The organism is Pseudomonas capeferrum (assembly GCF_000731675.1).
In the GTDB taxonomy this organism is placed as follows: domain Bacteria; phylum Pseudomonadota; class Gammaproteobacteria; order Pseudomonadales; family Pseudomonadaceae; genus Aquipseudomonas; species Aquipseudomonas capeferrum.
The window spans coordinates 1,375,059-1,394,659 of the sequence record NZ_JMIT01000001.1 but is presented as its reverse complement, the minus strand read 5'-3'; the positions used below and the strand labels follow the sequence as shown (position 1 = coordinate 1,394,659).

The window sequence follows — 19,601 nt, the reverse complement described above, 5'->3', positions numbered from 1 at the left end:
CCATGCACCTGCTGCGGACCCAGCCCGGCGGCTTCGTGCCGGATGACAGCATCGCCGACCTCGGCCAGAGCCCCGCCGACCTGGTGATCCTCTGCAGCGGTGATTCACACCTGGCATTGCTCGCCGACACGGCCGAGCAATTGCCTGACGACTTCCCCAGTTTGCGCCTGGCCAACCCGATGCAGGTGCAGAACCATGCCTCGGTCGACCTGTATGTCGACCAGGTACTGCGCCATGCCAAGGTCATTCTGGTGTCGCTGCACGGTGGCGTTGGCTACTGGCGCTATGGCGTCGAGCAACTGGTCGCGCTGTCGGCCCAAGGTGTGCAGCTGATCCTGGTGCCGGGCGACGACCGCCCGGACCCGGAGCTGACGGGCCTGGGCACGGTGACCGGCGAGCAGGCCGAGCGCCTCTGGCACTTTCTGCGCCAGGGCGGCAAGGCCAACGCCATCAACCTCTTCAACTGCCTGGCCAACCAGTGGCTGGGCCGCGATTATCGCTGGGACGAGCCGCAGCCCTTGCCGCGCACCTCGGTGTACCACCCGGCCAAGGGCAGTGCAGCGCTTGAAGAATGGTATACGCAGTGGCACCCGGAACACCCGGTGGCACCGCTGCTGTTCTACCGCTCTCACCTGCAGGCGGCCAATACCGCATTCATCGACGTATTCTGCGAACGCTTGCTGGCGGCCGGGCTCAACCCTTTGCCGATCGCCGTCGCCAGCCTCAAGGAAAGTGCCTGCCTGGAACAAGTCGAGGCCTGGCTGGACGAGGTCGGTGCCGAGGTGTTGATCAATACCACGGGGTTTGCCTTGTCCAGCCCCGAGCGCCCCAACCTGCGCCCGTTCCGCCGCGATATCCCGGTACTGCAGGCTATTTGCGCGCAAGACAACCAACCCGCCTGGGAAACCAGCGAGCAAGGCCTGGGCGCGCGCGACCTGGCCATGCACATTGCCTTGCCGGAGCTGGACGGGCGCATCATCACGCGCCCGGTTAGCTTCAAGGACATGGCCTGGCGCAGCGAGCGCAGCCAGTCCGACGTGGTCTGCTACCGCGCCCATCCCGAGCGCATGGACTTCGTCGCTGAGCTGGCCCGGCGCTGGGTAGCGCTGGCCCGCTTGCCCAATGGCCAGAAGCGCGTGGCCCTGGTGCTGGCCAATTACCCGACCCGCGACGGCCGAATTGGCAACGGTGTGGGGCTGGACACGCCGGCGGCTGCGTTGAACATCCTCAAGGCGCTGCAGGGCGAAGGGTATCCGCTGGCCGACCTGCCGGGCACGGGCACCCAATTGATCCACCAGTTGCTGGGCGGCGTGACCAACGACCTCGACCATCTCGACCAGCGCCCCTGCGCGCAGAGCCTGAGCCTGGATGACTATCAGGCAGCGTTTTCCCGCCTGCCGGAGGCCAATCGCCAAGCGGTGCTGGAGCGTTGGGGGGCGCCGGAACACGACCCCATGTACCGCAGTGGGCGGCTGATGGTGGCAGGCCTGCGCTTCGGCCAGACCTTCGTCGGTATCCAGCCGGCACGCGGCTACCAGGTTGATCAAAGTGCGGTGTACCACGACCCCGACCTGGTGCCGCCACACGGGTACCTGGCGTTTCATTTCTGGCTGCGCCATGCCTTTGCTGCCGATGCGGTGATTCACGTTGGCAAGCACGGCAATCTGGAGTGGCTGCCCGGCAAGGGGGTCGGCCTGTCGGCGCAATGCTGGCCAGACGCGCTGCTCGGCCCGTTGCCGAACATCTACCCGTTCATCGTCAACGACCCGGGGGAGGGCGCGCAGGCCAAGCGTCGCACCCAAGCGGTCATCATCGATCACCTGATGCCGCCGTTGACCCGCGCCGAAACCTACGGCCCGCTGCGTCACCTGGAGCAACTGGCCGACGAATTCTATGAAGCGCAGCTGCTCGACCCGCGGCGTGCCCGTGAGCTGCAGCGCGACATCCTGGAACTGGTCAAGGCCAACCACATCGATCGCGAATTGCAACTGGAAGGCCAGCTGGACGATGCCGCCGTATGGCTGCCGCGCCTGGACACCTACCTGTGCGACCTCAAGGAATCGCAGATCCGCGATGGCTTGCATGTGTTTGGCCAGTCTCCTGAAGGTAGGCTGCGCCTGGACACCTTGCTGGCGTTGCTGCGCGTGGAGCGCGGCGATGGCCGGGGTGGCAATGCCAGCCTGTTACGCACACTGGCCAAGGCCCTGGTGCCCGGCTTCGACCCACTCGACTGCGACCTCGGGCAGCCTTGGCAGGGCGCGTGCCCAGCGTTTTTGCAGGCAGTGAGCGACGCGCCATGGCGCACCTGCGGTGATACCCGTGAGCGCCTTGAACTGCTGGCCCTGCAGGTGATCGAGCAGGCACTGGGCGGAGCTTCGGCACTGCCTGCAGTGAGCGAATGGCAACCGGTGCACGAAGTGGTGCAAGCGCTCTGTGCAACGGTGGCGCCGAGCCTGGATGCCTGTGGTGCGGCAGAAATCGACGGCCTGCTGGCGGCCCTGGCTGGCCGCTTCGTCCCGGCGGGCCCCAGTGGCGCGCCAAGCCGCGGGCGCCTGGACGTGCTGCCCACCGGTCGCAACTTCTATACCGTGGATGTGCGTAACCTGCCCACCACCACGGCCTGGCGCCTGGGTTTCGCGTCGGCGAACCTGATTCTCGAACGCCACTTGCAGGACCACGGCGACCACCTGCGGCAACTGGGCCTGTCGGTATGGGGCACAGCAACCATGCGCACCGGCGGTGACGACATCGCCCAGGCCATGGCCTTGATGGGTGTGCGCCCGGTCTGGGCCACCGGCAGCCAGCGGGTCGACGATTTCGAAATCCTGCCGCTGGGTGTGCTTGATCGCCCGCGGGTAGATGTGACCTTGCGCGTCTCGGGGTTTTTCCGCGATGCCTTCGGCAACCTGATTCGCTTGTTCGATGCCGCCGTTCAGGCCGTGGCGGCGCTGGATGAGCCCGATGACCTCAACCCGCTGGCAGCACGGGTGCGCAACGAGCGCGAAACGCTGCAGGCACAGGGCGTCGACGCCGAGCAGGCGGCCCGCCAGGCTGGCTGGCGAGTGTTCGGGGCCAAGCCCGGTGCTTATGGCGCTGGCGTGCAGAACGCCATCGATGGCCGTTTGTGGCACAGCCGTGACGACCTGGCCGAGGTCTACCTCAACCACGGCGGCTACGCTTACGGCGCAAGCGACGAGGGCACCCCGGCCCGCGCCCAGTTCGCGCACCGCCTGGGCCAGGTCCAGGCGGTGTTGCAGAACCAGGACAACCACGAGCACGACGTGCTCGATTCCAACGATTACTACCAGTTCCAAGGTGGCATGCTGGCCGCCTCTGAAACCTTGTCTGGCGCGTCGGTAGCCAGTTATCACGGCGACCACAGCCAGGTCGACCGGCCGCGTATCCGCACCCTCAAGGAAGAGCTGAACCGGGTCATCCGGGCCCGTGCGCTCAACCCGAAGTGGATCGACGGGGTGAAGCGCCATGGTTACAAAGGCGCCTTCGAGATGGCGGCGACAGTCGACAACCTGTTCGCCTTCGACGCTACCACGCACCTGATCGACGACCATCATTATCAGTCCCTGGCCGATGCCTACGTGCTCGACCCGGCGACCCGCGACTTCATGCGCGAGCATAACCCCGAGGCCCTGCGCGACCTTACCGAGCGTTTGCTGGAGGCCCAGCAACGCGGCCTCTGGGAGGCGCCTGGCGACTACCGCGAAGCCCTTGAGGAGCAGTTGCTCGACGGCGAGGAACAGGCTTGAAATGAGTGAACCCGTACAATTCCCGCTGGCTGCAGTGGTCGGTGCCGATGAGCTGAAACTGGCCCTGTGCCTGACCGCCATCGACCCGAAGATCGGTGGCGTGCTGATCGAAGGCCCGCGCGGCATGGCCAAAAGCACCTTGGCCCGCGGCCTTGCCGACCTGCTCGGCGAAGGCCCGTTCGTCACGCTGCCATTGGGCGCCAGCGAAGAGCGCCTGGTCGGCACCCTCGACCTGGACGCTGCATTGGGGCAGGGCAAGGCACAGTTTTCGCCGGGCGTGTTGGCCCAGGCCGATGGCGGTGTGCTGTACGTGGACGAGGTCAACCTACTGCCCGATACCTTGGTCGACCTGTTGCTCGACGTGGCAGCCAGCGGCACCAACCGCATCGAGCGCGACGGCATCTCGCACCGGCATAGCGCCCGCTTTGTGCTGATTGGCACCATGAACCCGGAAGAAGGCGAGTTGCGCCCGCAGTTGCTCGACCGTTTTGGCTTGAATGTGGCACTAGAAGGTTTGCCCGAGCCGCACGCGCGCCAGCAGATCATCCGTCGCCGCCTGGCGTTCGACAGCGACCCGCAGGCCTTTTGCGCGCAATGGGCGGCCGCCCAGGCGCAACTGCGTGAGCGTTGCCAGCAAGCGCGCCACGCCCTTGCCTTGATTGCCTTGGACGATCAGGCCCTGGCCTGGATCACCGAGCGCTGTTATGCCGCCGGGGTCGATGGCCTGCGTGCTGACCTGGTCTGGCTGCGCGCTGCACGGGCGCATTGCGCCTGGCGCGGGGGCGCGGCCATAGAAGAAGCCGATGTGGACGCGGTGGCCGAGTTCGCCCTGCGCCATCGCCGCCGGGTGACGCCGCAGCAACAACAGCCGCCTTCGACACCGCCCGAGGCAGGCCAGCAGGGCGCAGACAATCAAGGCGGGCAGGGTGATTGGGGTGCGCTGCCACCTCAACCGGTAGTGAGTGGCGCGCGTCGCGAGGTGCCGAACTGGGCAAAAAAGCCCTGAGCATCCGCCCACGGCAGGCTCAAGGGGCGGATGCCAGACCACGCGTGGGCAAGCTGGCAGGCGCCAGCCGTGGCCGTGTGCGCAGTGCCGCGGCGGGCCGGGTGGCGTGGTTGCCGACCTTGCTCAAGGGGCGGCCCCGGCTGCGTGACGACCTGTGCTGGCAACAGCGCCAGGGCCAGGCTAACGAACTGTGGCTGGTGATTGTCGACGCATCTGCGTCAACCCGCCGCCATCAGGCACTGGCACAGACCAAAGGCTTGCTGGCGGCGTTGTTCGACCAGGCATACCGGCAGCGCGCTCGGCTGGCCTTGCTGACCGCCAGTGGGCGGACACCGCAGTGGCAGCGTCACGGCCTGAAGGCCTCGGCAGCCCTGCAGCCTTGGTTGCAAGCGCTGGGAGCGGGCGGTGGTTCGCCGTTGATCGCTGCGCTGGAGCAGGCACGGCAGTGGCTGCAGACTCGGCAGCAGGCCCACCCCAATGAGGCTGTGCGTTGCCTGGTGTTCACCGACGGACGGCTGCAGCGCTGGGATGCCGTGCAGCCCATGCCGTGTGCCACGCTATTGGTCGACATGGAACTGGCGCCCGTTCGTCTGGGGCGCGCACAACAGTTGGCAGAACAACTGCAGGCGGATTATCAGCACCTGGAACAGTTCAAGGTTGTGGATTGAGTTACGGCGGCGGGGGAGGTTGCGACACTATGTCGCAATAACAAAAGTTGCGAGAGCCGCAACTGGAAAGTTGCGCAAGTGCGTGACAGGGCACGCACTTGGCGGGGTAATCGGTATTACTTCGGCATCGACCACGGTTGCAGGTCGTAACCTTTTTCGCACAGTTCGGCGCGCACTTCCTCGATCAGGCTGGCCCATTGCGCAGGGTCGGAATAAATGCGCGAGGACACTTGCTTGCTGCCGATGCGGGTGCTGGTCCGGTCGATCACTGCCAGGCTCAGCTCACCAGTACCGTTGGGTGCATCCCAGGCTACGCACTGGAAAGGTTCGAAGGCGTGGTCGGCAATCAGCAGTGCTTCGTTGACACGGAGCGGGGCATTCATGGCTCGGTCTCTCTATGGTCCCAAACATCGAAGTAAAGTCCGCGTTGCTTCAAAGTCGCCTCAATAATCGCGAAGTGCAGCGCGGGGTTATGTGTACTGATGCTCGTTGTCCGGGGGTAAGTCACACATTGGGTGTAAAAATTTTTGTCAGGGGCGAATCTGTTCACGCTTACGCCGCCATGTGATGTCGATAAAGTGCGAAAATTCCCGTCATGGATTGTAAAAAAATGATTCGGCAGACAGACGGTACTGGGCACCGTCAAGTTCGTTGCTACTGTTAATTGGGCGCCACAACTTGCTGTTTTACTTCACAAAACCAAACTCTGGCGCCAAGGAACGGTCATGCAGCAACCCGCTTCCCAACGCCGTTTGCTCATCGTCGACCCCTGCGACGACTGCCACCAATTGCTGCCGGGCCTGCGCAGTGCCGGCTGGGACGTGGACAGTTGTATCCTCGGCGCCGCGCTGGAGCACACCTGCGATGTTGGCCTGCTGCGCCTGCAGGCATCGCACCTGCGCCATCCCGACGCCGTGAAGGACATGATCAAGCGCAGCAATACCGAGTGGATTGCCGTGCTCAGCGCCGAGCAGTTGCGCATGCAGAACGTGGGTGATTTTGTCTGCGAATGGTTTTTCGACTTCCATACCTTGCCGTTCGATGTTTCCCGTGTGCAGGTCACCCTCGGGCGTGCCTTTGGCATGGCACGCCTGCGCGGCAAGGGCACGGCGCGGGTGGACGAGGCGACGCATGAGCTGTTGGGTGAAAGCCGCCCTATTCGCGAACTGCGCAAATTGCTGGGCAAGCTGGCGCCCACCGAATCGCCGGTGCTGATCCGCGGTGAGAGCGGCACAGGCAAGGAACTGGTGGCGCGCACCCTGCATCGCCAGTCACAGCGGCGCGATCAGCCGTTTATTGCCATCAACTGCGGGGCGATACCCGAACACCTGATTCAGTCCGAGTTGTTCGGGCACGAAAAGGGCGCGTTTACCGGCGCCCATCAGCGCAAGGCCGGGCGAATCGAAGCGGCCCATGGCGGCACCCTGTTTCTGGACGAGGTCGGTGACTTGCCCTTGGAGCTGCAGGCCAACCTGCTGCGGTTTCTGCAGGAGAAGCACATCGAACGGGTCGGAGGCAGCCAGCCGATCCCGGTGGATGTGCGGGTGCTTGCGGCCACTCACGTGGACCTGGAAAAGGCCATCGAACAGGGGCGCTTTCGCGAGGACCTGTATTACCGGCTCAATGTGTTGCAGGTGGTGACCGCGCCGCTACGTGACAGGCATGGCGACCTGTCGATGCTGGCCAGCCATTTTGCGCATTTCTACAGCCTTGAAACTGGGCGCAGGCCGCGCTCGTTCAGTGACCATGCCTTGGCAGCCATGGGGCGGCATGATTGGCCCGGCAACGTGCGCGAACTGGCCAACCGGGTGCGACGCGGGTTGGTGTTGGCTGAAGGGCGGCAGATTGAAGCGCCGGACCTGGGCTTGCAGATCGAGCAGGAACAGCAGCCGCTGGGGACGCTGGAGGAGTACAAGCACCGGGCGGAGCGCCAGGCTTTGTGTGATGTGCTTAACCGGCACAGCGACAATTTGAGCATCGCGGCGAAGGTGCTGGGGGTCTCACGCCCGACGTTCTATCGGCTGTTGCACAAGCACCAGATCCGCTGACAACAGGCCTTAGGCTGTGCATAGCTGCCGACCTTGTGGGGGGGTAAACCCGCCCCCACAGTTTCCTGATACCCCGATCGATCAGTGCGGGGCGCGGTGGATGGTCTTGAGCAGGTCTTCCGGGCTGATATGCCCCACTACCTGGGCCACCGCGCTGCCGGGGGTCGGCAGGTCGATGATGTGGCTCTTCATCTTGCCGACCACGTGCATCTCGCACGGCTTGCAGTCGAACTTCAGGGTCAGTACTTCGTCACCCTGAATCAGCTGCATCGGCGCGACCTTGGTGCGCACGCCGGTCACGCCCTTGGCCTGCTTGGGGCACAGGTTGAACGAGAAGCGCAGGCAGTGCTTGGTGATCATCACCGGCACTTCGCCGTGCTCTTCATGGGCCTCGTAGGCCGCGTCGATCAGTTGCACGCCGTGACGGTGGTAGAAGTCGCGGGCCTTCTGGTTGTACACGTTGGCCAGGAACGACAGGTGCGACTCCGGGTACACCGGTGGTGGTGTGGTCTCGGCCTTGCGCCCGCCACGCGGGTGCGCCTTGACCCGGGCAGCGGTCAGCGCCTCGATGGCCTCACGGCGCAGGGCCTTGAGCTGCGAGTTGGGGATGAAGTACGCCTGCGGTGCATCCAGCTCGATGGCGTTGGCGTGGTACTGGGTTGTGCCCAATTGGCCCAGCAGGTCGTGCAACTGCTCCAGTGCCTGTTGCGGCTTGTTGGCCGCGCCGAACGGGCCGTCCAGGGCGACTTGCACGCTGACGCCTTCTTCACTGCTGACGGTCAGCATCAGGCGCTGCTCACGCAGTACTGCGTGCCACTCGACGCCCACCCGGCGCTCGGCCGAGGTGCGCTGCAAGGCTTGCTGCCAGTTGTGGTCGAGGTTGCGCGACAGCGGGTGGTTCGGCCGCAGCTTGTACAGGCCGTCGGGCATCTCGTTGGGTTCGACGCGGTAGCGGTAGCGCTTCTGGCCGTCTTCCTCGAATTCGCCGCGGGGTTCGGCGATGTTGGCGCGAAAACCCACCACCTCACGCTTGACCAGCACGTTGAGGCCGTCGCCGTTGGTCAGCGGCACATCGGTGATGACCAGCATGTCGCGCTTGTTGACCTTTTCCACCACACCCACCGGCAAGCCGGTGAAGGTCGGCGAGTCGAAGGCGCCGATGTCGATCTTGCGGTCGCTGACGAAGTAGTCGGTGCTGCCGCGGTGGAAGGTCTTGTCCGGGTCTGGGACGAAGAAGTGTTCGGTGCGGCCGCTAGAGGCACGGGCCAGGCCCGGGCGGTCTTCGAGGATGGCGTCCAGCTCTTTGCGGTAGTGGGCAGTGATGTTCTTCACATAGCCCATGTCCTTGTAGCGGCCTTCGATCTTGAACGAGCGCACGCCGGCGTCGACCAGGTCGCGCAGGTTGGCGGTCTGGTTGTTGTCCTTCATCGATAGCAGGTGTTTTTCGAAGGCAACCACGCGGCCCTGGTCATCCTTGAGGGTGTAGGGCAGGCGGCAGGCTTGCGAACAGTCGCCACGGTTGGCGCTGCGGCCTGTCTGGGCGTGGGAGATGTTGCACTGGCCGGAGAAGGCCACGCACAGCGCGCCATGGATGAAGAATTCGATGGCTGCATCGGTTTCGGCGGCAATGGCGCGAATCTGCTGCAGGTTCAGCTCGCGGGCCAGTACCAGCTGCGAGAAACCCGCCTGGTCGAGGAACTTGGCCCGTTCCAGGGTGCGGATGTCGGTCTGGGTGCTGGCGTGCAGCTCGATCGGCGGGATATCTAGCTCCATCACCCCCAGGTCCTGCACGATCAGGGCATCGACGCCGGCGTCGTAAAGCTGATGGATCAGCTTGCGCGCGGGCTCCAGCTCGTTGTCGTGGAGGATGGTGTTGATGGTGGTGAACACGCGTGCATGGTAGCGACGGGCAAACTCGACGAGTTCGGCAATTTCGCTGACTTCGTTGCAGGCGTTATGGCGCGCGCCGAAGCTCGGGCCGCCGATATAGATGGCGTCAGCGCCGTGCAGGATCGCTTCGCGAGCGATGGCCACGTCACGGGCAGGGCTGAGCAGTTCCAGGTGATTCTTTGGAAGGGACATGTCGTTATATTTTCGGGCGGTCACGGTTTAGGCGGGCATTGTAGCGGTGAAACGGGTTGGTGGCATCCCTGCGCTGCATACCCTGCTTGCGCAACCTGTGTGTGAGCGGCCTGGCCGGCGCCCCGGCTAGGCCGTTCACAAAGGGATCAGCGCTTGGCCGCCATCGCGGTCACTTCCACGCGCATGCCGTCGAACGCCAGCGATGCCACGCCAACGGCAGCGCGTACCGGCCACGGGTTGCTGAAGAAGCGCTGGTACACCTCGTTGAACGCAGCGCGGTCGGCCATGTCGGTGAGGTAGATGGTCAGGTGCAGCACGCGGTCCATGCCGCTGCCGGCTTTCTCCAGGGCCACTTTCAGCGCCTGCAGGGTACATTCGCTTTGCGCAACGATATCGCCCAGCTCAAGGCTGCCATCGGCGTGGGTTGGGATCTGGGTGGTGACCAATACGCCGTTGTACTCGGCGACGTCGGACGAAATGGAATCGGCATCCGGGTCGGGGGTGTAGGTGATGTCTGTATTTGCCATGGGAACGTTTGCCTTGCGACGGAAGGAAAACGGCAAGCCTACGCGAGCAAACGGCAGGGGTCGAGCCATGGGCAGTGGCGAATGCAGGATAAAAAGAAGGGCGCCTGTTGGCGCCCTTCCTGGTGTTGCTTAGGCCTCAGCGTCCCACGGACGATCGCCTTTCTCATCTTTGACGCGGGTCGGCAGGCCCATCACGTCCAGCGCCTTGAGGAACGGCTCGGCTGGCAGTTCTTCGACGTTGACCATGCGCTTGGCATCCCATTCGCCACGGGCGACCAGCAGGGCGGCAGCCACTGGCGGTACACCGGCGGTGTAGGAAATACCCTGGCTGTCGGTCTCGGCGTAGGCTTCTTCGTGATCCGCCACGTTGTAGATGAACACTTCGCGTGGCTGGCCGTCCTTGGTGCCCTTGACCAGGTCACCGATGCAGGTCTTGCCGGTGTAGCCCGGGGCCAGGGAGGCCGGGTCAGGCAGCACGGCCTTGACCACTTTCAGCGGGACCACTTCCAGGCCTTCGGCAGTCTTGACCGGTTGCTCGGAGAGCAGGCCAAGGTTTTTCAGCACGGTGAACACATTGATGTAGTGCTCGCCGAAGCTCATCCAGAAGCGCACGTTCGGCACGTTGAGGTTCTTCGAAATCGAATGCACTTCATCGTGGCCGGTCAGGTACAGGTTTTGCGAACCTACGACCGGCAGGTCGTCGGTACGCTTGACCTCGAACATGGTGTTGCTGGTCCACTGGCTGTTCTGCCAGCTCCACACTTGCCCGGTGAACTCGCGGAAGTTGATTTCCGGGTCGAAGTTGGTGGCGAAGTATTTGCCATGCGAACCAGCATTGACGTCGAGGATGTCGATCGAATCAATGCGGTCGAAGTATTGCTGCTGCGCAAGTTTTGCGTAACTGTTCACCACACCCGGGTCGAAACCGACGCCGAGAATGGCGGTAATGTTCTTTTCTTGGCACTCTTCGAGGTGTTTCCACTCGTAGTTGCCGTACCAGGGCGGTGTTTCGCAGATCTTGCCTGGTTCTTCGTGAATCGCGGTGTCCAGGTAGGCGACACCGGTATCGATGCAGGCACGCAGCACCGACATGTTGAGGAAGGCAGAGCCCACGTTGATCACGATCTGCGATTCGGTCTCGCGGATCAGTGCCTTGGTCGCCTCGACATCGAGGGCGTTGAGCGAGAAGGCCTGGATGTCGGCGGGTACCTTGAGGCTACCCTTGGCCTTGACGCTGTCGATGATGGCCTGGCATTTGGAGATGTTCCGTGACGCAATAGCAATACGACCGAGTTCGTCGTTATGCTGCGCGCACTTGTGGGCCACCACCTTGGCGACACCTCCTGCACCAATGATAAGAACGTTCTTCTTCAATTTATCCCTTGCTCCTTACTGAATGCCGGTCTTACGACAGGCTGGAAACGTAGTCTTCAAAACCGAACTCGCGCACCACTTCGACGCTGCCGTCGAGCTGCTTGACCGCGATGGAGGGCATTTTCAGACCGTTGAACCAGTTTTTCTTGACCATGGTGTAACCCGCCGTGTCGATGAACGACAGGCGATCGCCGATGGCCAATGGACGATCGAATTGGTACTCGCCGAAGATGTCACCGGCCAGGCACGATTTACCGCAGACCATGTAGGTGTGCTCGCCATCGTTGGGGGCCATCTTGGCGTTGAGGCGGTAGATCAGCAGGTCGAGCAGGTGCGCTTCGATCGAGCTGTCGACCACGGCCAGGTGCTTGCCGTTGTACAGGGTGTCGAGCACGGTCACTTCCAGCGAGGCGCTGTTGGTGATGGCGGCTTCGCCCGGCTCCAGGTAAACCTGCACGCCGTATTTTTCCGAGAAGGCCTTGAGGCGCGCGCAGAACGCATCGACCGCATAGTCTTCACCGGTGAAGTGGATGCCGCCACCGAGGCTGACCCACTGCACCTTGTGCAACAGGTGGCCGAAGCGCTCTTCGATGTGGCTGAGCATCTTGTCGAACAGGCCGAAGTCACCGTTCTCACAGTTGTTGTGGAACATGAAGCCGGAGATTTGCTCGATGACCTTCTCGATCTTCTCCGGGTCCCACTCCCCGAGGCGGCTGAACGGGCGGGCCGGGTCGGCCAGCAGGTAGTCGGAGCTGCTGACTTGCGGGTTGACGCGCAGGCCACGGACCTTGCCTTCGGACTGTTCGGCAAAGCGCTGCAGCTGGCCGATCGAGTTGAAGATGATCTTGTCGCAGTTTTCGAGCATTTCCTCGACCTCGTCGTCGGCCCAGGCCACGCTGTAGGCGTGGGTCTCGCCGGCAAACTTCTGGCGGCCGAGCTTGAGTTCGAAAAGCGACGAAGAGGTGGTGCCGTCCATGTATTGCTGCATCAGGTCGAACACCGACCAGGTGGCAAAACATTTGAGGGCGAGCAGCGCCTTGGCACCGGAGTGTTCACGCACGTAGGCGATCTTCTCCATGTTGCTCAGCAGCTTGGTTTTATCGATGAGGTAGTACGGCGTCTTGATCATTTAAAGGCCCCCGGCAAGGCCGGCCAAAAAAAGGACACGCATTGTGCCTTCACTTGCCGCAGACCGAAAGAGTAAGGCATGCATTTCGTCACTGTTGCAGACGTTGCGCAGGGTTTTTTCCGGTTGCGGCAGGCTCAGTAGATCAGGCTCATGTGACCGTCGTAATCATTGCCGGTACAAAACGGTCACCGCCAGGGGGGAGAGGCAGGCCTTAATCGGCCTGTTGCAACCAGGTGTGGATCTGCTCCAGCGTTGCGGTCGCACCGCCACAGACCACCACCAGTACGTTGCTGTAGCGGGCCAGGGTATCGGCCTCATAAGCCAGTGCCAGCGCAGCGCCACAAGCGGGCTCTACCAGTACCCGGTGGTCGAGCAAGAAGCGTTCACAGGCTTCAAGTGCCGCACGGTCGCTGACCAGGTGGCTGTGCACCGGGTGGCTGCGCACGCACTCCAACGCTTGGTCGGCTACGCGCTTGGCGCCCAGGGACGTTGCCACCGATGCGAGGCGCTCGAGTTCAACCGGGTGGCCTGCCTGCACGGCTGCATGCAGCGAGGCAGCGCCCGTGGTTTCTACCGCCAGCACCGGCACATCATCCCAGCCATTGCGCTTGAGGCCTTCGACCACACCACTGAGCAAGCCGCCGCCACCGACCGATAACACCACCGCATCGGGCTTGACCCTGCTGGCGGCCACTTCGTCGATCAGGCTGGCATGCCCGGCCCACAGCAGGGGGTCGTCGAAGGGGTGAATAAAGGCATCGCCGGTGCCGAGCAAGGTCTGCGCCAGCTCGTTGGCCTCCTGCCAGGAGCTGCCGTGCACCACCACATTGGCGTCTTCCAGGCGCAGCAGTTCCTTGGCGCGCTCGGTGGTGGTCTCGGGCACCACCACCGTCACCGGCACCCCCAGTTTGCGGCCGGCATAGGCCACCGCCAGCCCGGCGTTACCGCCGGACGACGAGACGAAATGGCGCGCGCCCCGGGCATGGTGAACTTCGCAGGCATGGCCCACGCCGCGCAGCTTGAACGAGCCGCAAGGCTGCAGGGCGTCCAGCTTGAGCCAGACCGTACGGCCAGCGGCCAGCGACAGGGGGCGGGATTCGATCAGGGGGGTCTGGATATGCAAGGTCATGGCGTGCTCCACAGGTCAGTCTTCACGGGCAACCGAAGGGCTCTCGCCGCGCAGTTGCTCCAGGTAGTTGTAAACGGTGTAACGGGTCACGCCGAGGGCGTTGGCGGCCTTTTCCACGCCGCCCTTGACGATGAACAGGCCGCGCTCCTGCATCACCCGCACGGCCTCGACCTTGGCTTGCTTGTTCATCCGGCCCTGGCCACTGCGCAACAGCGAGTTCTGGATGATCTCGCTCATCAACAGTTCCATGTCTGCAGGTTCCTGGGGGGTGGTCGATGCAGGCGAAGCGCCCACTGGCTGCAACTGCTGCAAGAAGCTCAGGGCGGTGTCGAGGCCAGTGACGTCGGTGTTGATGCACAGGCTGGCAAAGGGGTGGCCGCTGCTGTCGCGGAAGATGGCCGTGGCGCTTCGCAGGGTGCGGCCCTTGAGCGTGGTGGGGTAGTCGGGCAGCACCACAGGGTCGCAGCCGTGCCGTTCGGCGCTGGCTTGCATCAGTGCCTTGAAGCCTTGATCCTGTTCGGGGGCGGCGAGAATCGGGCTGCCGACGACGCGGCCGGAAAGGTGGCCGTTGACGATCGCCACGACGGAGCGCTCCGGGTGGTCGAGGTCGTGCAGGAGGATTTCCATGTTGCGGGCGGCAACACTGCCCAGGGCCTGGATGGCAGCCTTGAGGATGGTGAGGGTTAGCTGGCGTTCTTCGGGCGGGGAAAGCGGCATGAAAGCATCACCAATTTCAACGGTTTGTGCATTTTTACACACAAAGTTGAAATTGGCGATGCAGGTGCGAATTTACGCGCCCAGTGCTGGCGTACGCGGCGGGATCATACGGCGCGCGCCGGTTGCCTCGAACGCCGCGCCAAAGCTCAGCAGGTTGTTGTCGCTATAGGCACGGCCAGCGAAGGTCAGCCCCACCGGCATGCCGATATCGGCCATCACGCCCATCGGCACGGTCACTGTCGGTACACCCAGATGGCGGATAGCAAGGTTGCCGTTGGCCACCCAGATGCCGTTGCTCCAGGCAATGTCCGCCGAAGCCGGGTTGACGTCGGCATCTGCTGGCCCCACGTCGGCCACGGTCGGGAACAGCACCGCGTCCAGGCCCAGCTCGTCCATCCAGTCTTCCAGGTCCAGCTTGCGGGTTTTCTCCAGCCCGCGCAGGCCATCGGGCAAGGTCTCGATCTGGTCCCAGGTCTTCAGGCCGCGCTTGGCCATGTTGACGTATTCGTCCATGCCGGCGGCCAGGTCGTCCTCACGGTTGGGCAGGGTGCCTGGGTCGTGGGGGAAGATCTTCAGCCCTTCGACATCGGCCAGGCGGTTGAGCTTGGGGTCGTCGTTGGCGCGCAGGAAGTCATCGAAGGCCCAGCCCGACAGTTCCCATAATTCGTCATGCAGGAACGCTTTGCTGACGATGCCGCGGTTGTACACGGTTGGGGCGCCAGGGCGATCGCCTTCGCAGTTGGAGACCAGCGGGAAGTCCACTTCGAGCACTTCGGCGCCTGCCGCTTCCAAGGATTGGCGGGCCTGTTGCCACAGCTCGATGACGCTGTCGCGGGTGTTGATGCGCTGGCCGGTCGGGCCGCCGATACCTGGCTTCTCGGAGGTGCCGGCCTCGGGGTCGGCATTGATGTACATGCGCGGCACGCCGAAGCGCTTGCCCTTGAGGGCGCTGGCATCCACTGCCAGGTCCAGGTACGAGGCCGGGCGCACGGAAGAAGCGGCCGGGATCGCAACCCACGGCTGCAGGCGCCACAGGTCGCCGCGCTTGTCGGCGTCATCGGCCACCACGACCTCGAGGATTTCCAGCAGGTCGGCCATGGTACGGGCAAACGGCACCACCACGTCCATGGTCGGCGTCAGTGGCCAGTTGCCACGTACCGAAATCACCCCGCGCGAAGGGGTATAGGCGCACAGGCCGTTGTTGGACGCAGGGCCGCGGCCGCTCGACCAGGTCTCTTCGGCCAGGCCGAAGGCGCTGAAGCTGGCGGCGGTGGCAGTACCGGCACCGTTGGACGAGCCCGAGGCGAAGGGGGCGGTCAGGTAGTTGGCATTGTACGGGCTCTCGGCCCGACCATACACACCCCGCTGCATGCCCCCGTTGGCCATGGGCGGCATGTTGGTCTTGCCCAGGCACACGGCACCGGCGGCCCGCAGGCGCTCGATGGTGAAGGCGTCGCGCTGGGCTACCAGGTCCTTGAAGGCGGGGCTGCCGGAGGCGGCGGTGAGGCCTTTGACCAGGTAGCTGTCCTTGGCGGTGTAGGGGATGCCGTCCAGCGGGCTCAGCGGCTGGCCTTTGGCGCGGCGGGCATCGGAGGCTTCGGCCTCCTTGAGTGCGTCTGGGTTGCGTACCACCACAGCGTTGAGCGCGGTCGGCGTATTGGCGCCATCGTAGGCGTCGATACGCGCCTGGTAGGCCTTGACCAGCTCGACCGCTGTGGTGCGGCCCGACTCGAGCGCGTCGCGCAGCTCGGCAATGGAAACCTCGGTTACCTCGATCATGCTTTCACCAAAAATTTTTGCAGGTGGGGGCTAGTGCGAGGAGTGTACAAGAAGGCATTGGTGTACGCAGGTTTGCGCAGGGGCAAATGGTTTTATGCAGGCGGGCATTGTCGGGGCCGCACGGCGGCCCCGGGCAGTCAATCCAGGTCTGCCGCCGAGTGCCGCTCAGGCACCTGGCTGGCCTCGTCACCCCAGGTGCGATTGACCCGTGTCCCGCGTTGCACTGCGGGGCGTTGGGCGATCGCTTCGGCCCAGCGTTGCACATGGGTGTACTCGTGCACCGCTAGAAACTCCGCCGCGCCGTAAAGATTGCCGCGCACCAGTTCGCCGTACCACGGCCACACGGCGATATCAGCGATGCTGTACTCATCACCGCCCAGGTAGCGGCTTTCGGCCAGGCGGCGGTCGAGTACGTCCAGTTGGCGCTTCGCTTCCATGGTGAAGCGGTTGATGGCGTACTCGAACTTTTCCGGTGCGTAGACATAGAAGTGGCCAAAGCCGCCACCCAGGTACGGCGCAGCGCCCATCTGCCAGAACAGCCAGTTCAGGCTTTCGGTACGTGCAGCTGGGGTCTTGGGCAACAGTTCGCCGAACTTTTCTGCGAGGTACAGCAGGATCGCCCCCGACTCGAACACCCGCACCGGTGGCTCGACGCTGCGGTCGAGCAGGGCGGGGATCTTCGAGTTGGGGTTTACCTCGACGAAGCCGCTGGAGAACTGGTCGCCCTCGCCGATGCGGATCAGCCAAGCGTCATATTCGGCGCCGCTGTGGCCCAGGGCGAGCAGCTCTTCAAGGGCTATGTTGACCTTCACGCCATTGGGCGTGGCCAGGGAGTACAGCTGCAAAGGGTGCTTGCCCACTGGCAGCGCCTTGTCGTGGGTTGGCCCTGCAACCGGGCGGTTGATGCTGGCGAATTGGCCACCGGAGGCCGCGTCATTGCGCCAGACCTTGGGTGGGGCGTAAGGGGGCTTGCTCATGGGGTGCTCCTTGAATGCCGCGAAAGGGTCAGCTAAAGACGTTGACCTGCATCTATGCCACGGGTTCGTGGAAAAGCGCAATTGCATAGGGCGCTGGTGCTGGCAGCATGGCGCGTTTTTCATCCAGTTTTCATCTGTCATTGCCGGCAGCAGCCTTATGCTGGCGCTATCCCTTCGCCCTGCACGGAACAGCCGGCCGATGAACATCCCTCGCTGCTTGCTGGCGCTGGTCCTGCTCGGCGGCCTGTTGGCCCAGGCCGAAGCCGCGCCGTGGGTCGCCGGCCTGCACCCCATGACCCTGACCGACCCCGTCGATGACCGGCCCATGCAGGCGCTGGCGTTTTACCCTGCCATTGGCGCCACCCGCAGCAGCCGTATCGACGGCTACCCGGTCGATGTCGCCGAAGACGCCCCGGTAGCGCTGGGGCAATTCCCTTTGCTGGTGCTCTCCCACGGCAATACCGGCAGCCCGCTGGCCTTGCATTACCTGGCCACCGCTCTGGCGCGCCAGGGGTTCGTGGTGGTGGCGGTCGTGCACCCGGGTGACAACGCGCGCGATCACAGCCGGCTGGGTACCCTCAGCAACCTGTATGGCCGGCCGCTGCAGGTCAGCGCCGCGATCACGGCGGCCCGTGACGATGCGCTGCTGGGGCCCTACCTGAACGATGGCAAGGTCGGTGTGATCGGTTATTCGGCGGGGGGCGAAACGGCGCTGATCGTGTCGGGGGCGCAACCCGACCTGGACCGTTTGCGCCAGTACTGCCTGGAGCGCCCCGGCGATGCCGACGCCTGCAAGACCCATGGCGTGCTGATTGCCGACCGCAGCGAGCTGGCGCCCGAGGCCGACTCACGGGTGGGGGCGGTGATGCTGATGGCGCCTCTGAGCCTGCTGTTCGGCCGTCATGCGCTGGCCGGGGTGCATATTCCGGCATTGATCTACAGCGGTGACAGTGACCAGTTGGTGGCTGTGGACCGCAACGCCGAAGCCTTGGCCCGCAAGCTGCCCATCACACCGGATTACCGCCTGCTGGCCGGCGCCGGGCATTTTGTGTTCATGGCGCGCTGTGACGATGAACAGCGCGCGCGCATGCCGGCACTGTGCAAGGACGCGGACGGCGTCGACCGCCGGCATATTCACCACTCGCTGCAACGCGACACCGCAGCCTTCTTCAGCCAGACCTTGGGCGCGCCAGCGCTGGACCAGCGCTCAGCCGCGTCGGCTGCGCCGCGCCAACAGCAGCGTTAAGCCAACGCCCAGCAGGGCGAGCAGGGCTGCGACGCAGAAGATCGAGGCATAGCCCAGGTGCACGGCCACCGCGCCCATCACCGGGCCAGCGATGGCCAAGGCCATGTCGAAAAACACCGCATAGGCACCCAGCCCTGCGCCGCGGCTGCTGCTGGGCACCTGCTTGATGGCCTCGACGCCCAGCGCCGGGTACACCAGCGACAGGCCGAAGCCCGTGAGCCCGGCGCCTGCCAGTGCCCAAGGCGGCGAGGGCGCCAGCCACAGCAGGCCCAAGCCGACCACCTCGGTGGCCATGCACACCACCGCCACGTTGTAGCCGCCAAACCGGTTGACCGCGTTGACGAACATCAGCCGCGAAATGATGAAGCACACCCCAAAGGCACTCAGGCACCAAGCCGCACCGGCCCAACCGCGCTCCAGGTAATAAAGGGTGACGAACGTGGTCAGTGTGCCGTAGCCGATCGACGCCAGGGTGAGGCCCAGGCCGCAGGGCGCAACCCGGCTGAATGCCGACCAGAACGCCAGCCGCTCGCCACGCACCACCACCACGTCTGGCCGTTTGCGCAGCACCAGCAGGGCAAATAGCGCCAGCACCAGCAAGGTCGGCCCCAGCACGCTGAAGTCCAGGCCATCCACGGCCAGCACACCCACCGGCGCGCCAATGGCAATGGCGCCATATGATGCGATACCGTTCCACGAGATCACCCGGGCAGTGTGCTCCGGGCCGACCTGGCTGATGCCCCAGCTCAAGGTGGCCACACCGATCAGCCCCTGGGCGATGCCCAACAGCAAGCGACCGCCCAGCAACAGCGCCAGGCTCAGCAGCGGCATCGTCAGCGTCCATGCCGATAGCAGGGTCAGCACCCCGCAACTGGCGATGCCCAGCAAGCCGAAGCGGATTGCCTGCTTGCCGCCAAGGGTATCCGCCACCCGCCCGGCGAACGGGCGGCTGAGCAGGGTGGCCAGGTATTGCAGGCCAATCGTCACCCCCGCGATCACCGCGCCAAAGCCGAGCTGGTCATGCACATAGCTGGGCAGCACCGCGATCGGCAGGCCGATGCAGAGGAAGGCAATGAACGTATAGAAGACGATCGACAGGATCTGCAGGGTGATGTTGAAGGTGTTGCTGGCGGGGGCGGGTTGTTGCGCGGTCAT

The 19,601-nt window shown here is 64.2% G+C and carries 15 protein-coding genes; 5 read left to right on the top strand and 10 right to left on the bottom strand.

Annotation, left to right across the window (positions count from 1 at the left end):
* The first annotated feature begins 2 nt into the window (after window positions 1–2).
* The 3 genes from cobN (at window position 3) to PC358_RS06285 (ending at window position 5,438) form a co-directional block, all read left to right on the top strand.
* Window positions 3–3,764, top strand: coding sequence for a cobaltochelatase subunit CobN (gene cobN / locus PC358_RS06295; RefSeq protein WP_033698259.1), 3,762 nt, complete (start codon window positions 3–5; stop codon window positions 3,762–3,764).
* Between the two features lies 1 nt (window position 3,765).
* Window positions 3,766–4,770, top strand: a complete 1,005-nt coding sequence (locus PC358_RS06290; protein WP_033698257.1) for a magnesium chelatase ATPase subunit I — start codon at window positions 3,766–3,768, stop codon at window positions 4,768–4,770.
* Between the two features lie 77 nt (window positions 4,771–4,847).
* A complete protein-coding gene (locus tag PC358_RS06285; RefSeq protein WP_033700095.1) occupies window positions 4,848–5,438 on the top strand; it encodes a vWA domain-containing protein in 591 nt (196 codons plus the stop codon).
* A 116-nt stretch (window positions 5,439–5,554) separates the two neighbouring features.
* Here PC358_RS06285 and PC358_RS06280 read toward each other — a convergent pair whose 3' ends face one another.
* Window positions 5,555–5,821: a hypothetical protein gene (locus PC358_RS06280; RefSeq protein WP_013972506.1), complete on the bottom strand. Its 267-nt coding sequence runs from the start codon at window positions 5,819–5,821 to the stop codon at window positions 5,555–5,557.
* A 342-nt stretch (window positions 5,822–6,163) separates the two neighbouring features.
* Here PC358_RS06280 and PC358_RS06275 point away from each other — a divergent pair, with 342 nt between their 5' ends.
* Window positions 6,164–7,486, top strand: coding sequence for a sigma-54 dependent transcriptional regulator (locus PC358_RS06275; RefSeq protein WP_033698255.1), 1,323 nt, complete (start codon window positions 6,164–6,166; stop codon window positions 7,484–7,486).
* Window positions 7,487–7,567: 81 nt separating this feature from the next.
* Here the strand turns inward: PC358_RS06275 and PC358_RS06270 are convergent, their stop codons facing one another.
* The 8 genes from PC358_RS06270 to yghU all read right to left on the bottom strand — a co-directional run bounded on the left by PC358_RS06270 (window position 7,568) and on the right by yghU (window position 17,200).
* Window positions 7,568–9,568, bottom strand: a complete 2,001-nt coding sequence (locus tag PC358_RS06270; RefSeq protein WP_033698254.1) for a peptidase U32 family protein — start codon at window positions 9,566–9,568, stop codon at window positions 7,568–7,570.
* Between the two features lie 146 nt (window positions 9,569–9,714).
* A complete protein-coding gene (locus PC358_RS06265; protein ID WP_033698252.1) occupies window positions 9,715–10,095 on the bottom strand; it encodes a RidA family protein in 381 nt (126 codons plus the stop codon).
* A 129-nt stretch (window positions 10,096–10,224) separates the two neighbouring features.
* Window positions 10,225–11,469 (bottom strand): saccharopine dehydrogenase family protein, encoded by a 1,245-nt coding sequence (locus tag PC358_RS06260; RefSeq protein WP_033698250.1) that lies wholly within the window; start codon window positions 11,467–11,469, stop codon window positions 10,225–10,227.
* A gap of 31 nt (window positions 11,470–11,500) precedes the next feature.
* A complete protein-coding gene (gene nspC / locus PC358_RS06255; RefSeq protein WP_033698248.1) occupies window positions 11,501–12,598 on the bottom strand; it encodes a carboxynorspermidine decarboxylase in 1,098 nt (365 codons plus the stop codon).
* A gap of 211 nt (window positions 12,599–12,809) precedes the next feature.
* Window positions 12,810–13,727: a pyridoxal-phosphate dependent enzyme gene (locus tag PC358_RS06250; protein WP_033698246.1), complete on the bottom strand. Its 918-nt coding sequence runs from the start codon at window positions 13,725–13,727 to the stop codon at window positions 12,810–12,812.
* A gap of 15 nt (window positions 13,728–13,742) precedes the next feature.
* Entirely contained in the window at window positions 13,743–14,444 is a 702-nt protein-coding gene (locus PC358_RS06245) for a helix-turn-helix transcriptional regulator (protein WP_033698244.1), read from the bottom strand.
* Window positions 14,445–14,516: 72 nt separating this feature from the next.
* The gene (locus PC358_RS06240; protein ID WP_033698242.1) at window positions 14,517–16,223 is read right to left on the bottom strand and encodes an amidase; all 1,707 of its coding nucleotides are present in this window, start codon (window positions 16,221–16,223) and stop codon (window positions 14,517–14,519) included.
* Between the two features lie 137 nt (window positions 16,224–16,360).
* Entirely contained in the window at window positions 16,361–17,200 is an 840-nt protein-coding gene (gene yghU, locus PC358_RS06235; protein ID WP_033698240.1) for a glutathione-dependent disulfide-bond oxidoreductase, read from the bottom strand.
* A 199-nt stretch (window positions 17,201–17,399) separates the two neighbouring features.
* Here yghU and PC358_RS06230 point away from each other — a divergent pair, with 199 nt between their 5' ends.
* Entirely contained in the window at window positions 17,400–18,446 is a 1,047-nt protein-coding gene (locus PC358_RS06230; RefSeq protein WP_033698238.1) for an alpha/beta hydrolase family protein, read from the top strand.
* On the opposite strand, the gene PC358_RS06225 is transcribed toward PC358_RS06230, so the two are convergent.
* Window positions 18,408–19,601 carry an MFS transporter gene (locus PC358_RS06225; protein ID WP_033698237.1) on the bottom strand — a complete coding sequence of 398 codons (1,194 nt, stop codon included), beginning with the start codon at window positions 19,599–19,601 and terminating at the stop codon, window positions 18,408–18,410. The two genes, PC358_RS06230 and PC358_RS06225, sit on opposite strands and share 39 nt — an antisense overlap.

What these genes read in the sequence shown, in the direction of transcription:
- cobN (WP_033698259.1), top strand. Translation starts at nt 3, where the DNA reads ATGCACCTGCTGCGGACCCAGCCCGGCGGCTTCGTGCCGGATGACAGC.
- PC358_RS06290 (WP_033698257.1), top strand. Translation starts at nt 3,766, where the DNA reads ATGAGTGAACCCGTACAATTCCCGCTGGCTGCAGTGGTCGGTGCCGAT.
- PC358_RS06280 (WP_013972506.1), bottom strand. Translation starts at nt 5,821, where the DNA reads ATGAATGCCCCGCTCCGTGTCAACGAAGCACTGCTGATTGCCGACCAC.
- PC358_RS06275 (WP_033698255.1), top strand. Translation starts at nt 6,164, where the DNA reads ATGCAGCAACCCGCTTCCCAACGCCGTTTGCTCATCGTCGACCCCTGC.
- PC358_RS06270 (WP_033698254.1), bottom strand. Translation starts at nt 9,568, where the DNA reads ATGTCCCTTCCAAAGAATCACCTGGAACTGCTCAGCCCTGCCCGTGAC.
- PC358_RS06265 (WP_033698252.1), bottom strand. Translation starts at nt 10,095, where the DNA reads ATGGCAAATACAGACATCACCTACACCCCCGACCCGGATGCCGATTCC.
- nspC (WP_033698248.1), bottom strand. Translation starts at nt 12,598, where the DNA reads ATGATCAAGACGCCGTACTACCTCATCGATAAAACCAAGCTGCTGAGC.
- PC358_RS06250 (WP_033698246.1), bottom strand. Translation starts at nt 13,727, where the DNA reads ATGACCTTGCATATCCAGACCCCCCTGATCGAATCCCGCCCCCTGTCG.
- PC358_RS06245 (WP_033698244.1), bottom strand. Translation starts at nt 14,444, where the DNA reads ATGCCGCTTTCCCCGCCCGAAGAACGCCAGCTAACCCTCACCATCCTC.
- PC358_RS06240 (WP_033698242.1), bottom strand. Translation starts at nt 16,223, where the DNA reads ATGATCGAGGTAACCGAGGTTTCCATTGCCGAGCTGCGCGACGCGCTC.
- yghU (WP_033698240.1), bottom strand. Translation starts at nt 17,200, where the DNA reads ATGAGCAAGCCCCCTTACGCCCCACCCAAGGTCTGGCGCAATGACGCG.
- PC358_RS06230 (WP_033698238.1), top strand. Translation starts at nt 17,400, where the DNA reads ATGAACATCCCTCGCTGCTTGCTGGCGCTGGTCCTGCTCGGCGGCCTG.
- PC358_RS06225 (WP_033698237.1), bottom strand. Translation starts at nt 19,601, where the DNA reads ATGACCGCGCAACAACCCGCCCCCGCCAGCAACACCTTCAACATCACC.